This is a genomic window from Micrococcus antarcticus (assembly GCF_044872765.1).
GTDB lineage: Bacteria > Actinomycetota > Actinomycetes > Actinomycetales > Micrococcaceae > Micrococcus.
This window is the reverse complement of sequence record NZ_CP085253.1, coordinates 2,324,949-2,338,084: the sequence shown is the minus strand read 5'-3', so window position 1 is coordinate 2,338,084 and position 13,136 is coordinate 2,324,949. Positions and strand designations below refer to the sequence as shown.

Below are 13,136 nucleotides of genomic sequence, written 5' to 3'. Positions count from 1 at the left end.
GCGCGGCCGTGCCTCCGGAATAACCTCCGGCGGCGGCCGGTTGGCGCGGAGGACCATCTCCCCGAGCGATCGGAACCACCGTGCCCTCCCTGTTCGACCCTCTGGACGTCGGCGCCCTGCGCCTGGACAACCGCATCGTCATGGCCCCCCTGACCCGCCAGAGGGCGGGCGCGGACGGCGTCCCCACCGAGCTGCACGCCGAGCACTACGCCCAGCGCGCCACTGCCGGACTGCTCGTCACCGAGGGCGCCTTCCCCTCCTTCCGCAGCCGGGCGTTCCCCGGCCAGACCGGCCTCGCCGACGACGCCCAGACCGAGGGGTGGCGTGCCGTGGCGCAGGCCGTCCATGAGGCCGGCGGACACGTGTTCGTCCAGGTCATGCACGGCGGGCGCATGTGCCATCCGGACCTGCTGCGCGGCGCGGAGCCGGAGGCCCCCAGCGCCATCGCCCCCGGGGTGCCGGTGCGCGGGTTCAGCGGCAAGATGGAGGGGCCGGTGCCCCGCGCCCTGGACACGGAGGAGCTGCCCCGCGTGGTGGCCGAATTCGCCGACGCCGCCCGCCGGGCCGTCGAGGCCGGGCTCGACGGCGTGGAGGTCCACGGCGCCAACGGGTACCTGCTCCACGAGTTCCTGGCGCCCTCCAGCAACACCCGCGAGGACGCCTACGGCGGCTCCCCGGAGAACCGGGCGCGCCTCACCGTGGAGGTGGTGCGCGCCGTCGCCCAGGCCATCGGCGCCGAGCGCACCGCCCTGCGCATCTCCCCCGAGCACAACGTGCAGGGCACCCTCGAGGAGGACCGGGCGGACGTCCTGGCCACCTACGAGGCGCTCCTGGCCGGCCTCGCCGACCTGGACCTGGCCTACCTCTCCGTCCTCCACCAGGACGTGGCCGGTGACCTCGCGGCGCACCTGCGCGAGTCCTTCTCCGGGCCCCTGGTGCTCAACAGCGGCTTCGGCGCGGTCACGGGCCTGGAGGAGGCCCGCCGGATCGTGGAGGACGGCCTGGCCGACGCGGCGGCCGTGGGCCGCGAGCTGATCGCCAACCCGGACCTGGCGCGCCGCTGGCGCGAGGGGCTGCCCCTCAACGAGCCGGACCCGACGACGTTCTACACGGGCGGGGCGCACGGCTACACGGACTACCCGTTCGTGGACGGGTCCCCGTCCTCCTGAGACCCGCACACCCGCCGGACGCACCGCGCCCCGCCTCCCATCACAGGGGGGGGGCGGGGCGCGTTCGTGCGGGGGCCTCAGCGGCCCGTCACCGCAGCTGCGCGTCCTCCTCGCGGGCCCAGCGCAGGCGCGTGGACTCGAAGGCACTGCGCTGGTCCGCGGTGCGCTCGCGACGGCGGCGCGTCGGCCAGGTGAAGACGAGCGTGAGCAGGGCGGTCAGCAGGCTGAGGAGGCCCACCGCGACGGCGGCGTCGATCCAGAACTGGCTGGGGTACAGGCGGATCAGCGCGTCCTGCACGGAGAACGTCCAGGTGCCGTCCGCGAAGAACAGCGAGTGGAAGCCCGCGAAGAACGAGGACCAGCCGATGACGGCCAGGACGGCCAGCACGATGAGGGCCACGAGGAACCAGGCGGCCGCCGCGAAGAGGGCGCGGCGCACCCCGCCCGGGCTGTTCCGCAGCAGGTGCACGATCAGCAGGATGCACAGCACGGTCAGGACCACGAGGGCCACAGTGGCCCACAGCATCACGGTCTTCACGTCCGCCATGTGGGCGATCTCCGGCTCCGTGAACAGCGGCGCCCCCTCGTGCGTCAGGCTCGAGAGGTAGCGCGTGCCCGCCAGGTTGCCCAGGTAGTCCAGGCCCGCGGATCCGTAGTGCATGCGGTCGTCCATGGTGAAGCCGAAGCGGTCCGCCGGGAAGCCGGGCCGGTGGTACTCGAGCCACAGGAACGCCGGGCTCGCCACGAGCTTCACGGCGGTCAGCAGCAGCCAGAGCGGCGCCAGGATGGCCAGCAGCGTCTGCGCGACGCGCGGGCCACCCTTGGGCAGCCGCGCCCGCTCCTCGGGGCTCGGCCCCTCGGCCACGGCGCCCGCCGGGCGGCCGCCCGCCGCCGGGCGGCCGCCCGCCGCCGGCGCGCCCGCAGCGCCCGGCCACGCCGGGGCGGCCGCGGCGGGGGCCACGGCCTCCATGGGCGCGGTGCGGCGCGCCGGCTCCTCGACGTGCAGGGGCGTGGTGCTGGCCACCGGCCGCGAGGCCACGATGTCCTCGGCCGGGGCCGCCGCCGAGGACCCCGCTGCCCCGGACGGGGCGTCGGCGCCGCGCAGGCGGGCCAGCTCGTCCGGGTCCAGGGCGGTGGTGTGCTGGTCGCCTCCGTCCGCGCCCGTGCGCGGCAGCGCCTGCGTGCGGTCGGTCTGCGGCTCATCCTCCGCGAAGGCGCCGTAGTCCAGGCCGGACTCGAACTCTCCGGAGTCGGCACTGCCGGACCCGGAGCGCTCCTCGCGCCCGCGGCCCGCCGGGAATGAACTCATGGGTGTCTCCTTGATCGGTCCTGCGGTGGGCACCCCGGAGGCTCCGCGGCGCGAGGGGGTCAGTAGCGGTAGTGGTCGGACTTGTACGGGCCGGCCACGTCCACGCCGAGGTACTCGGCCTGGGCCTTGGACAGCTCCGAGAGCCCGACGCCGAGGGCGTCCAGGTGCAGGCGCGCCACCTTCTCGTCGAGGATCTTCGGCAGGGTGTAGACCTGCTTCTCGTAGTGCTGACCGGTGAGGGCGCCGGTGCCGGTGGAGCCGCCGAACAGCTCGATCTGCGCCATCACCTGGTTGGTGAAGGACGCGGACATCACGAAGGACGGGTGGCCGGTGGCGTTGCCGAGGTTCAGCAGGCGGCCCTCGGAGAGGACGATGATCGAGCGCTCGGCGTCCGTGCCGGCCTCGAACGTCCACTCGTGGACCTGCGGCTTGATCTCGGTCTTCACCACGCCCGGCACGCGGCCCAGGCCGGCCATGTCGATCTCATTGTCGAAGTGGCCAACGTTGCCCACGATGGCCTTGTCCTTCATGCGCAGCATGTCCTCGGCCATGATGATGTCCTTGCCACCCGTGGTGGTGACGAAGATGTCGCCGAGGCCCACGACGTCGTCGAGGGTGGCCACCTGGTAGCCGTCCATCGCGGCCTGGAGCGCGCAGATCGGGTCGATCTCCGTGACGATCACGCGGGCCCCCTGGCCGCGCAGCGCCTCCGCGGCGCCCTTGCCGACGTCGCCGTAGCCGCACACCACGGCCACCTTGCCGCCGATCAGCACGTCCGTGGCGCGCATGATGCCGTCCGGCAGCGAGTGGCGGATGCCGTACTTGTTGTCGAACTTGGACTTCGTGACCGAGTCGTTCACGTTGATGGCCGGGAAGAGGAGCGTGCCCTCCTGCGCCAGCTGGTAGAGGCGCAGCACGCCCGTGGTGGTCTCCTCGGAGACGCCGCGCAGGGTCTCCGCGGTGCGGGTCCACTGCTGGGGGTCCTCCTCGAGGGAGCGGCGCAGGGTCTCGAGGACGATGCGGTACTCCTCCGGGTCGTCCTCGGTGGCGGACGGCACGGCGCCGGCGGCCTCGAACTCCACGCCCTTGTGCACGAGCAGGGTGGCGTCGCCGCCGTCGTCCAGGATCATGTTGGGGCCCTTCTCCGGGTCCTCGGCGGCGCCGGGCCACGTGAGGATCTGGGAGGCGGTCCACCAGTAGTCCGTCAGGGACTCGTTCTTCCACGCGAACACGGGCACGCCCGCGGGCTCCTCCGGGGTGCCGGAGCCCACCACGACGGCGGCCGCGGCCTCGTCCTGCGTGGAGAAGATGTTGCAGGAGGCCCAGCGGACCTCGGCGCCGAGCGCGGTGAGGGTCTCGATCAGCACGGCGGTCTGCACGGTCATGTGCAGCGAGCCGGCGATGCGCGCGCCGGCGAGCGGCTGGGACTCGGCATACTCCTCGCGCAGGGACATCAGGCCCGGCATCTCGTGCTCGGCGAGGCGGATCTGGTGGCGGCCGGCCTCGGCCAGGCCCAGGTCGCGGACCGTGAAGTCGAACGTGGCGCCGGGGACGGTGGCGCGGTTGGCGTAGGCCGGGTCGACGTCGGGGGTGCGGGGCACGGCGGGGCTGGCGGGGGTCTCAGTCATGCGGTCAGCCTACCGACGTGGGCGCCCCCGCGGGCCGGGTGCCCACAGAATCGTCGGCGGCTCCGTCACCGGTCAGCTCCCCCGGGGGCGGCCTGAAGGTGTCAGGAGTGCACCGGATTCTCGGGCCCCTCGTCGCGGACGAGGCGCAGGCCCGGGCGCGCGGCGGGCGCGGGCGGAGCGGCGCAGGCGGACGGCGTGGGCGGCGCCTCGGCCGGGGGCACGGCGCCGGCGGCGCCCTGCGGCGCGACCGGCTCGTAGCGCTCGGGCAGCGCGAGGCGCAGCACCTCCCACCCGCGGGGGGCGGTGGTGCGGCGGGCGTGCTCGCCGCAGAGGTCGTAGGTGTGGGGCTCGGCGCGGCGCGAGAGCGGGCCGATCACCACCGTGGAGTCCGCGTAGTTGTACGTCAGCGTGGCCAGGGCGTCCCCCTGGCATCCGGTCTTGCTGCAGCGTCGCATGGCTCCCACGGCGACCCAGCCTACTCGGCCCCGGGCGCCGGGCCCGCCCCGGGCCTCGTGTCCTACAGTGTCCGCATGACCGCGCCGGACCCTCTCGACCCCCTCGCGCCCGTGCCGGGCGGCGGAACGGGTGACGCGCCGCGCGACGGGACGGGCGCGGGCAGCGGAGCGGACGACGGCTCCCCGGCGGCCGGCAGGCGACGACGGCGCCGTCGCTCCGGCCTGCGCGACCGCCACGCCCGCGGGCTCCGACACCCACGCCCCTTCGGGGCCCGCTCGGAGCGCGGCCGCAGCGAGGCGCTGCTGACGGCCGTCGAGAAGGCGGTGGAGCGCCTGGGCGACCTCGAGGCGCCGGGCCTGGCCCGCGTGACCGTGCGCGTCGAGCGCATCCCGGACCGCCTGGAGGAACGGCTGCGGCTGCTCCATGCGGGCGCGGAGCAGGACGAGGAGTCGCTGTTCGCGCGGGCGGAGCGCGAGGGCCCGGACGGCGTGCTGCTCACCCTGTTCGAGCGTCCCCTCATGGAGTCGGCGGACCCGGGGGACCTGGACGGCGCGGTCTACGGCGTGGCGCTGAGCCGGTGTGCGCAGGCCCTCGGCGTGGACCCTCAGGTGCTGGACCCGAGCTGGGGCCGGGCCTAGCCCGCAGTGCGGGCCGGACGGCCCTGGGACTCAGCCGCGCTCACGGCGCAGGCGGCGGCGCTCCCGCTCGGAGAGCCCACCCCAGATCCCGAAGCGCTCGTCGTTCGCCATGGCGTAGTCCAGGCACTGGCGGCGCACGTCGCACGCGGCGCACACCTTCTTGGCCTCGCGCGTGGAGCCGCCCTTCTCCGGGAAGAACGCCTCGGGGTCCGTCTGCGCGCACAGCGCGTCCACCTGCCACGCGAGGTCGCCCTCCACGGGCTCCGTCACGACGCCGGGCAGCGCCTCCCACGGGGATCCGACGGCCGGGGCCACAGCGGGCGCGGGCTGCTGCGGCACCTGCTGCGGGAAGAGGGCGGTGACGGTGGCACGCGGGGCGTCGTCGACGTCGTGGGCGGCGAGGAAGGCCGAGGCCTGCGCCTCCAGGCCCTCCTCCTGCGCCCAGCCGGCGGCCGGATCCGCGGGGTCCAGGAACCAGTCGCTCGGCACGGCGCGGGCGCGAGCGGCGGCCTGACGCGACTCCCCCGCGAATGCGTCCTCGGCGCGCTGCATGCTCTCCATGATGACGGCCTCCCGGGGCGTTGCGTGCATGGTTCAGAGCACACCCTACACGGGGAGTTACACGGGTGTGATTCGCAGCCGCCGAGGCCGATCCGCCCCGCGGGAAGGGTGCCACACTGGCCCCATGGTCTCCCTCTCCACGCCCCGTTCCGGCGGCCCGCTCGTGGCCCGCCTCGCCTCCTCCCCGCGCCCCGCGATCGTGCAGGAGCCCTCCCCGGCCGGCGCCCCCGCGGCGGACGAGCACGGCGCCGTGGACCAGCGCATCGAGCTCTCCGGCGCGGTCACGGTGAACTGGGCGGCGAAGGCGGCCGGCCTGCTGGCGGACGAGGGCATCGCCCCCGGTGACGCCGTGCACGTGGACCTGCCCGAGCACTGGCTCTCCCACGCCCTCGCGCTCGGCGCGCTGTGTGCGGGCGCCGAGCTCTCGGCGGGGGCTCCCGACGACGGCGGCGCCGGCCCGGGTCCCTCCCCCGCGCCCGCCGCGGTGCTCACCGACCGGCCGCAGGACTGGACGGACCCGGCGACGGCGGTGCTCGCCGTCGCGCTGCCGCGCGGGCTCGAGCCCGAGTTCGGCGGGGACGCGGACCTGGAGCCCGGCGTCGTGGACGTGGCGGCGGAGATCCGCGCGCAGCCGGACGCGCTCCCCGGCCCCGTGGACCACGTGACGCCGGGGATGCTGCCGGCGGGGGCCGACGGCGTCGGGGAGAAGGTCGGGGAGAAGGGGGATGCCACGACGGGGTCGGGGCGGGCGCGCCTCAGCCTCGCCTCCGTGCGTCACGCCCTGGAGGCGTGGGACGCGGGTCGGGCGGTCAGCGTTCGGGGGTGACGGCGTCGTCCTGGGGCATGGGCTCGCCCGGGTGCCGGTCGTGGTGGTGGAGCACCGGCAGCTGGCCCGTGAGGAGGGCGATGTCCCCCTCGTAGCCCGGCTCGGCGTCCAGCTCGTCCTTGAACACCCAGAAGCGGTAGGCGAAGTACCGGAACGTCGTGCCGAAGAAGAGGCCGATCACGTTGCCGGCGATGAACAGGCCCGTGGGGTCGGTGACGCCCATGAGGTACTGCGCGATGAACACGCAGCCGGCCTGGATGCCCAGGCCGATCGCGTTCATCACGAGGAACATGACGAGCTCGCGGACCACGTTGGCCTGGCGCTTGTGGCGGAAGGTCCAGTAGCGGTTGGCCACCCAGCTGAAGAGGGTGGCCACCACGCCGGCCCAGATCTTCGCCTTGACGTTGGAGCCCTCCATGGGGCCGGTCATGAGCCACCAGAACACGGCGGAGTCGATCACGAAGGCCAGCGCGCCCACGGTGCCGAACTTGGCGACTTCGCGCCAGAGCATCGAGACGAGCCCCGTGAAGCGCTGCCAGAGATCGTTCATGGGCGGGGGCACCTCGTTCGGATGGGGGAGGGGAAGAGAGGGGGGAGCGCAGAGCGGACCCCCCGGACGGCTGGGAACACTGTAGCCCCGGGTGTGGGCGACGACGCGCGGCGGGCGGGGCGCGTGGGCGGGTTCACAGAGATCAGTGACGGACTTCCCAGACCGCCGGACTACCCTGGCGAGGTGACTTTTCCTCGACTCGGAGTGATCGGCGGCGGCCAGTTGGCGCGCATGATGGCGGCCCCGGCCGCGGAGCTGGGCGTGCCCTTCCGCGTCCTCGCGGAGGCGGAGGACTCCTCTGCGGCCCAGGTGGCCCCGCATGAGGTGGGCGACCACACGGACCTGGCCACGCTGCGCGCGTTCGCCTCCACCGTGGACGTCCTCACCTTCGACCACGAGCACGTGCCCACCGAGCACCTGCGCGCGCTGGAGTCCCTCGACGTCGCCGTGCACCCCGGCCCGGACGCGCTCCAGTACGCGCAGGACAAGCTGCTGATGCGCGAGGCGGTCGAGCGGCTGGGCCTGCCCAACCCCGCGTGGGCTGCGGTGGACACGCTCGAGGACGTGGTGGCGTTCGGCGACGAGCACGGCTGGCCCATGATCCTGAAGACCCCCCGCGGCGGCTACGACGGCAAGGGCGTCCTCACGCTGGACGACGCCGACGACGCCCGCGCGTCCGCGGCGGACGGCACGCTGGGCACGTGGCTCGCGGCCGACATCACGCCCCTGCTGGCCGAGGCCCTCGTGCCCTTCGCTCGCGAGCTCTCCGTCCAGGTGGCGCGCACGCCCTCCGGCGAGGCCGCCGCCTACCCCGTGGTGGAGTCCGTGCAGACCGCCGGCGTGTGCGACCTGGTGATCGCCCCCGCGCCGGACCTCGACCCCGCCGTGGCCGCGGCCGCGAGCGCCGCCGCCGCGCGGATCGCCGAGGAGCTCGGCGTGACCGGCATGCTGGCCGTCGAGCTGTTCGAGACCCCCGGCGTGGGCCCGGGCTTCCAGGTGAACGAGCTCGCGATGCGCCCCCACAACTCGGGGCACTGGTCCATGGACGGCGCCGTCACCGGGCAGTTCGAGCAGCACGTGCGCGCCGTGCTCGGCCTGCCGCTGGGCGAGACCGCCCCGCGCGGCACCGTGGTGATGAAGAACATCCTGGGCGGCGCGCGCGAGGACCTCTACGCCGGCTTCGCCGAGGCCATGGCGGCCCACCCCGCGGCCAAGGTCCACACCTACGGCAAGGACGTCTCGCCGGGCCGCAAGGTGGGCCACGTGAACGTGGTCGCCGCGCCCGGTGAGGCCCTCGCCGACGTCGTCGCCGAGGCTGAGTCCGCCGCGGCGATCCTGCGCGACGGCGCGGAGGCGGCGCCGTCGTCGTCCGCCCGCCCGGCCACCCCCGACGCCACCGCGTCCGACACCCCGGAGGCCCGCCCGTGAGCGCACCCGAGACCCAGGCCGACGCGCCCCTGACCCAGCCGCTGCAGGACGAGGCGCCCGTCGTCGCCGTCGTGATGGGCTCGGACTCCGACTGGCCCGTGCTGAGCGCGGCCGCCGAGGCCCTGCGCGAGCTGGGCGTGCCCGTCGAGGTGGGCGTGGTCTCCGCGCACCGCATGCCCCACGAGATGGTCGAGTTCGGGGCGCGCGCCCACGAGCGCGGCATCCGCGTGATCGTGGCCGGCGCCGGCGGCGCCGCGCACCTGCCCGGCATGCTGGCCGCCGTCACCCCGCTGCCCGTGATCGGCGTGCCCGTGAAGCTCAAGAGCCTGGACGGGATGGACTCGCTGCTCTCGATCGTGCAGATGCCCTCCGGCGTGCCCGTGGCCACCGTCTCCGTGGACGGCGCCGCGAACGCCGGCCTGCTGGCCGCCCGCATCCTCGCCGCGGGCGAGGGCGCGGAGGCCGCCCGCCTGCGGGACGCCCTGGTGGCGCACGCCGCCGGCCTCAACGCCCAGGCCCAGGCCAAGGGCTCCCGCCTGCGAGACCGGATGGCCGCCGAGCGCTGATGGGCAGCATCGCCGCCGCCGACCGCCTGGATCCCGTGCGGGACCCCGTCCGCGACCCCCGCGCCGCCACGCCCACCGAGCGCACCCGCCGCGGGGCCATCCTGCTGGCGCTCACCGCCCTCGTGCCCGGCGGCGCGCAGGTGGTGGCGGGCAGCCGCCGACTCGGCCGCCTCGCGCTGCGCGTGACCATGGCCGTGTGGGCGGTGCTGATCGTGGGGCTCGTGCTGTGGCTGACGGCCCGCGGCGTCCTGCTGAACCTCCTGGCTCAGGACACCGTGCTGCTGGCGCTCTCCGCACTGCTGGTCGCGCTGGCCGTGGGCTGGGGCGCGCTGTGGGTGGACACCTTCCGCCTGATCCGCGTGAACCTCCTCGCCCCCGGGGCGCGCAACCTCACCGCCGCGTCCACGATCCTCGCCCTGCTCCTCACCACCGGCGGGCTGCTCTACGGCGGCTGGGCCATGAACGCGGGCCGGAGCACGCTCGGCCAGGTGTTCGGGGACGGGCCGGCGGTGGCCCAGGCCGACGGCCGCTACAACATCCTCGTGATGGGCGGCGACGCCGGCGAGGGACGCACCGGGCTGCGGCCCGACTCCATGCACGTGGCCTCCGTGGACGCGCGCACCGGCCGGATGGTGATGCTCTCCCTGCCCCGGAACCTGCAGAACGCGCCCTTCACGCAGGACTCGCCGCTGTGGCAGGCGTACCCGGACGGCTTCTCCTGCGGCGACGACTGCATCCTCAACGCCCTCTACATGGACGTCACCAAGAAGCACGCCGACCTCTACCCGGGGGCCGCCGACCCCGGAGCGGAGGCCATGATGGACGCCGCCGGCGGCATCCTCGGGCTGGAGATCACCGGGTACGCACTCATGGACATGGGCGGCTTCGCCCAGCTGATCGACGCCATGGGCGGCGTGGACGTGGTCTCAGGCGGGTACGTCACCCACCGCGGACAGCGCCCGGACGGCGCGTGGGGCAACGTGTGGTGGGCCCCGGGCGAGCACCACTTCAACGGCGAAGACGCTCTCGCCTTCGCACGCTCGCGGCACTGGTCCTCGGACTACGCGCGCATCCGCCGCCAGCAGTGCATGCAGGCCGCCATGCTGCAGCAGTTCACCCCGGCCACCGTGCTCACCCGCTTCGAGGAGATCCTGAAGGCGGGCCAGCAGGTGGTCACCACCAACCTGCCGCAGAGCCAGCTCGGCACGTTCGTGGACCTGGCCGAGCGCTCCCGCGGCCAGGAGATGGAGCGCCTGACCATCGGCCCCCCGGACTTCGGCACCGCCGAAGACCACTTCACCACCTACCCCGACTACGACGAGGTCCACCGCCGCGTGGACGAGGCGCTCGCCGGGACGGGCTCCTCCTCAGACACGTCGTCGGAGAACGCGCCGTCGTCGGGCAGGACGGGCGAGGCGGGCAGGACGGGCGAGGCGGGCGTGAGCCCGCTGCCGCTGCTCGCCGTGCTGTCCCAGGCCGCCGCGGAGGAGGACGGCGTGGACAAGGACGACCCGAGCACCTGGCCCGCGGCCCCCACCCGGCCCGACGGCCAGCCCTACACCGCCGAGGACCTCATGCGGGCCGAGGACGCCGGGCAGGAGGACGTGCTCAACCTGGTGTCCTCGACCAACGGACTGTGCGCGCCGGCCTGAGCCGCCTGCCCCGATGCCCCTCGCCTAAGCTGGAGGGCATGCAAGTCCTCGAGCCGATCATCCGTGACTACGCGTGGGGCTCCACCACCCTGCTGGCCGGTCTGCAGGGCCGCGAGCCCACCGGTGAGCCGGAGGCGGAGCTGTGGCTCGGCGCCCACCCCGGCGCCCCGTGCGCCGTTCCGATGGGAGACGGGCGGCGCGTGGGCCTCGACGAGCTCGTGGCCGCGGACCCCGAGGCCATGCTGGGAGCCGCGGCCCCCGGCGGGCGGCTGCCGTACCTCGTGAAGCTGCTCGCGGCGGGGCAGCCGCTCTCCATCCAGGCCCACCCCACGCTCGAGCAGGCTCGCGCCGGGTTCGCCGCCGAGGAGGCCGCGGACGTGCCGCGCGACGCGCCGCACCGCAACTACAAGGACGACAACCACAAGCCCGAGATGCTCGTGGCCCTCACGGAGTTCTCCGCCCTGTGCGGCTTCCGCCCCACCGAGGAGTCCTCCCTGAGCTTCGAGCGGCTCGCCCAGACCCTCACCGAGTACGCGGATGGGCAGACGTCCGTGGCCGCCGTCGCCGCCGCCCGCATGAGCCAGGCGCTCGCCACGGGCGATCTGGAGGGGACGTTCTGCGCGCTGCTCGACGGCGAGTCCGCGTGGTCCGCCCCCGGTGCCGTGGCCCAGGCCGTGGAGGCGCTGCAGGGCGCGGAGCAGCTGATCCTGCAGGATCCTGCGCTGGCCACGGCCGTCGAGCTGGCCCGGCACCACCCCGACGACCCGGGCGTGCTCGTGGCCGTCCTGCTCAACCGCGTGGACCTGGCCCCCGGCCAGGCGGTGCACCTGCCGGCCGGCAACGTGCACGCCTACCTGCACGGGCTGGGCGTGGAGGTCATGGCGGCGTCGGACAACGTGCTGCGCGGGGGGCTGACCGTCAAGCACGTGGACATCCCGGAGCTGCGGCGCGTGGTGGCGTTCGAGGCGTTGCCCGTGCCCTACACCGAGCCCGAGCGCGTGGCGGACTCCGTGGTGGCGTACCGGCCGCCGTTCGAGGAGTTCGAGCTGCTGCAGGCCACCCTCGACGACGACGGCGACCGCGCGCTGACGCTCTCCGGCCCCGGGCTCGCGGTGGTCACCCGGGGGCGGGCCCGGCTCGCCCTGGCCGGGCAGGAGCTCGTGCTCGGTCCGGGCGAGGCCGTGTTCCTGCCGGCCGCGGAGACGGCGGGCGGCCCGCTCGTCGTCGCGAGCGCGGACGGCGCCCCGGCGACCGTCCACGCGGCGGGCCTGCCCCGCCACTGAGCACTTTCGCCAGCGAAAAGGCAGGGGGTGGGGGTCAGCGGCTCAACGCTCCTCGAGCCACTTGGCCCACTTCTTGACGTCGTGCTCGGCGTCCACGGTGCGGACGGTGCCGGACTTCGAGCGCATCACGATCGACTGGGTCTGCACGCGGCCGTTCACGAAGCGCACGCCGCGCAGCAGGTCGCCGTCGGTGATGCCGGTGGCGGCGAAGTAGCAGTGGTCCGAGGTGACGAGCTCGTCCGTGGTGAGCACGGCGTCCAGGTCCAGGCCGGCGTCGAGGGCCTTCTGGCGCTCGGCCTCGTCCACGGGGGCCAGGCGGCCCTGGATCACGCCGCCGGTGGCCTTGATGGCGCACGCGGTGACGATGCCCTCCGGGGTGCCGCCGATGCCCATCATCATGTCCACGCCGGTGTCCGGGCGGGCCGCGGCGATCGCGCCGGCCACGTCGCCGTCGAGGATGAACTTCACGCGGGCGCCGGCCGCGCGGATCTCCTTCACGAGGCCCTCGTGGCGCGGGCGGTCCAGCACGCACACGGTCACCTGGGAGACGGGCTTGCCGAGGGCCTTGGCCACGAGGTTCACGTTCTGCTTCACGGGCAGGCGCATGTCCACGAAGTCGGCGGCCTCGGGACCCACCACGAGCTTGTCCATGTAGAACACGGCGGAGGGGTCGAACATGGTGCCGCGCTCGGCCACGGCGAACACGGAGAGGGCGTTGTTGTAGCCCATCGCGGTGAGGCGGGTGCCGTCGATCGGGTCCACGGCCACGTCCACGGGGGCGCCGGCGCCGTCGCCGACCCTCTCCCCGTTGAACAGCATCGGGGCCTCGTCCTTCTCGCCCTCGCCGATCACCACGGTGCCGTCCATCGCCACGGTGTCCATGAAGGAGCGCATGGCGTCGACGGCGGCACCGTCGGCCTTGTTCTTGTCGCCGTAGCCCACCCACGGGCTCGCGGCGATGGCGGCCGCCTCCGTCACGCGCACCAGCTCCATCGCCAGGTTGCGGTCCGGGACATGGTTCTCGTAGCCGGTCTTCTCCGAGGACGCGTTCGTCATCGTGTCTCCGATCC

Annotated in this window: 13 protein-coding genes; 7 read left to right on the top strand and 6 right to left on the bottom strand. The window is 74.5% G+C overall.

Translation table 11 applies throughout. The features are described from left to right. Nucleotides 1–80 precede the first annotated feature (80 nt). Nucleotides 81–1,169 carry an alkene reductase gene (locus LG274_RS10910; RefSeq protein WP_404464422.1) on the top strand — a complete coding sequence of 363 codons (1,089 nt, stop codon included), beginning with the start codon at nucleotides 81–83 and terminating at the stop codon, nucleotides 1,167–1,169. Between the two features lie 88 nt (nucleotides 1,170–1,257). Here the strand turns inward: LG274_RS10910 and LG274_RS10905 are convergent, their stop codons facing one another. The 3 genes from LG274_RS10905 to LG274_RS10895 form a co-directional block, all read right to left on the bottom strand. Continuing rightward, nucleotides 1,258–2,478: a TIGR01906 family membrane protein gene (locus LG274_RS10905; RefSeq protein ID WP_404464420.1), complete on the bottom strand. Its 1,221-nt coding sequence runs from the start codon at nucleotides 2,476–2,478 to the stop codon at nucleotides 1,258–1,260. A 59-nt stretch (nucleotides 2,479–2,537) separates the two neighbouring features. Next, nucleotides 2,538–4,106 (bottom strand): adenosylhomocysteinase, encoded by a 1,569-nt coding sequence (gene ahcY, locus LG274_RS10900; RefSeq protein ID WP_404464418.1) that lies wholly within the window; start codon nucleotides 4,104–4,106, stop codon nucleotides 2,538–2,540. Between the two features lie 101 nt (nucleotides 4,107–4,207). Next, the gene (locus tag LG274_RS10895) at nucleotides 4,208–4,561 is read right to left on the bottom strand and encodes a DUF3499 family protein (protein ID WP_404466072.1); all 354 of its coding nucleotides are present in this window, start codon (nucleotides 4,559–4,561) and stop codon (nucleotides 4,208–4,210) included. 75 nt (nucleotides 4,562–4,636) lie between these two features. Here LG274_RS10895 and LG274_RS10890 point away from each other — a divergent pair, with 75 nt between their 5' ends. Next, nucleotides 4,637–5,200, top strand: a complete 564-nt coding sequence (locus tag LG274_RS10890; protein ID WP_404464416.1) for a hypothetical protein — start codon at nucleotides 4,637–4,639, stop codon at nucleotides 5,198–5,200. A gap of 30 nt (nucleotides 5,201–5,230) precedes the next feature. On the opposite strand, the gene LG274_RS10885 is transcribed toward LG274_RS10890, so the two are convergent. Further along, nucleotides 5,231–5,791: a WhiB family transcriptional regulator gene (locus LG274_RS10885; protein WP_404464414.1), complete on the bottom strand. Its 561-nt coding sequence runs from the start codon at nucleotides 5,789–5,791 to the stop codon at nucleotides 5,231–5,233. Between the two features lie 94 nt (nucleotides 5,792–5,885). On the opposite strand from LG274_RS10885, the gene LG274_RS10880 reads away from it, so the two are divergent. Next, nucleotides 5,886–6,587 (top strand): TIGR03089 family protein, encoded by a 702-nt coding sequence (locus LG274_RS10880; RefSeq protein ID WP_404464412.1) that lies wholly within the window; start codon nucleotides 5,886–5,888, stop codon nucleotides 6,585–6,587. On the opposite strand, the gene LG274_RS10875 is transcribed toward LG274_RS10880, so the two are convergent. Next, nucleotides 6,571–7,137: a GtrA family protein gene (locus LG274_RS10875; RefSeq protein WP_319075090.1), complete on the bottom strand. Its 567-nt coding sequence runs from the start codon at nucleotides 7,135–7,137 to the stop codon at nucleotides 6,571–6,573. The genes LG274_RS10880 and LG274_RS10875 overlap by 17 nt on opposite strands. Nucleotides 7,138–7,320: 183 nt before the next feature. Between LG274_RS10875 and LG274_RS10870 the strand changes: the two genes are divergently transcribed. The 4 genes from LG274_RS10870 (at nucleotide 7,321) to manA (ending at nucleotide 12,066) form a co-directional block, all read left to right on the top strand. After that, nucleotides 7,321–8,565 carry a 5-(carboxyamino)imidazole ribonucleotide synthase gene (locus LG274_RS10870; RefSeq protein WP_404464410.1) on the top strand — a complete coding sequence of 415 codons (1,245 nt, stop codon included), beginning with the start codon at nucleotides 7,321–7,323 and terminating at the stop codon, nucleotides 8,563–8,565. Nucleotides 8,566–8,639: 74 nt separating this feature from the next. Beyond that, a complete protein-coding gene (gene purE / locus LG274_RS10865; RefSeq protein WP_404466070.1) occupies nucleotides 8,640–9,131 on the top strand; it encodes a 5-(carboxyamino)imidazole ribonucleotide mutase in 492 nt (163 codons plus the stop codon). Next, nucleotides 9,131–10,783: an LCP family protein gene (locus LG274_RS10860; protein ID WP_404464408.1), complete on the top strand. Its 1,653-nt coding sequence runs from the start codon at nucleotides 9,131–9,133 to the stop codon at nucleotides 10,781–10,783. The genes purE and LG274_RS10860 overlap by 1 nt, the downstream gene beginning before the upstream one ends. Nucleotides 10,784–10,821: 38 nt before the next feature. Further along, nucleotides 10,822–12,066 (top strand): mannose-6-phosphate isomerase, class I, encoded by a 1,245-nt coding sequence (gene manA, locus LG274_RS10855; protein ID WP_298714092.1) that lies wholly within the window; start codon nucleotides 10,822–10,824, stop codon nucleotides 12,064–12,066. Between the two features lie 42 nt (nucleotides 12,067–12,108). Here the strand turns inward: manA and glpX are convergent, their stop codons facing one another. Next, a complete protein-coding gene (glpX, locus tag LG274_RS10850) occupies nucleotides 12,109–13,122 on the bottom strand; it encodes a class II fructose-bisphosphatase (protein WP_248115437.1) in 1,014 nt (337 codons plus the stop codon). Nucleotides 13,123–13,136: the final 14 nt, after the last annotated feature.

Bases quoted from the DNA above. Each gene is read 5' to 3' on its own strand.
- LG274_RS10905 (WP_404464420.1), bottom strand. From the start codon at position 2,478: ATGAGTTCATTCCCGGCGGGCCGCGGGCGCGAGGAGCGCTCCGGGTCC.
- ahcY (WP_404464418.1), bottom strand. From the start codon at position 4,106: ATGACTGAGACCCCCGCCAGCCCCGCCGTGCCCCGCACCCCCGACGTC.
- LG274_RS10885 (WP_404464414.1), bottom strand. From the start codon at position 5,791: ATGCACGCAACGCCCCGGGAGGCCGTCATCATGGAGAGCATGCAGCGC.
- LG274_RS10895 (WP_404466072.1), bottom strand. From the start codon at position 4,561: ATGCGACGCTGCAGCAAGACCGGATGCCAGGGGGACGCCCTGGCCACG.
- manA (WP_298714092.1), top strand. From the start codon at position 10,822: ATGCAAGTCCTCGAGCCGATCATCCGTGACTACGCGTGGGGCTCCACC.
- glpX (WP_248115437.1), bottom strand. From the start codon at position 13,122: ATGACGAACGCGTCCTCGGAGAAGACCGGCTACGAGAACCATGTCCCG.
- purE (WP_404466070.1), top strand. From the start codon at position 8,640: ATGGGCTCGGACTCCGACTGGCCCGTGCTGAGCGCGGCCGCCGAGGCC.
- LG274_RS10860 (WP_404464408.1), top strand. From the start codon at position 9,131: ATGGGCAGCATCGCCGCCGCCGACCGCCTGGATCCCGTGCGGGACCCC.
- LG274_RS10890 (WP_404464416.1), top strand. From the start codon at position 4,637: ATGACCGCGCCGGACCCTCTCGACCCCCTCGCGCCCGTGCCGGGCGGC.
- LG274_RS10875 (WP_319075090.1), bottom strand. From the start codon at position 7,137: ATGAACGATCTCTGGCAGCGCTTCACGGGGCTCGTCTCGATGCTCTGG.
- LG274_RS10880 (WP_404464412.1), top strand. From the start codon at position 5,886: ATGGTCTCCCTCTCCACGCCCCGTTCCGGCGGCCCGCTCGTGGCCCGC.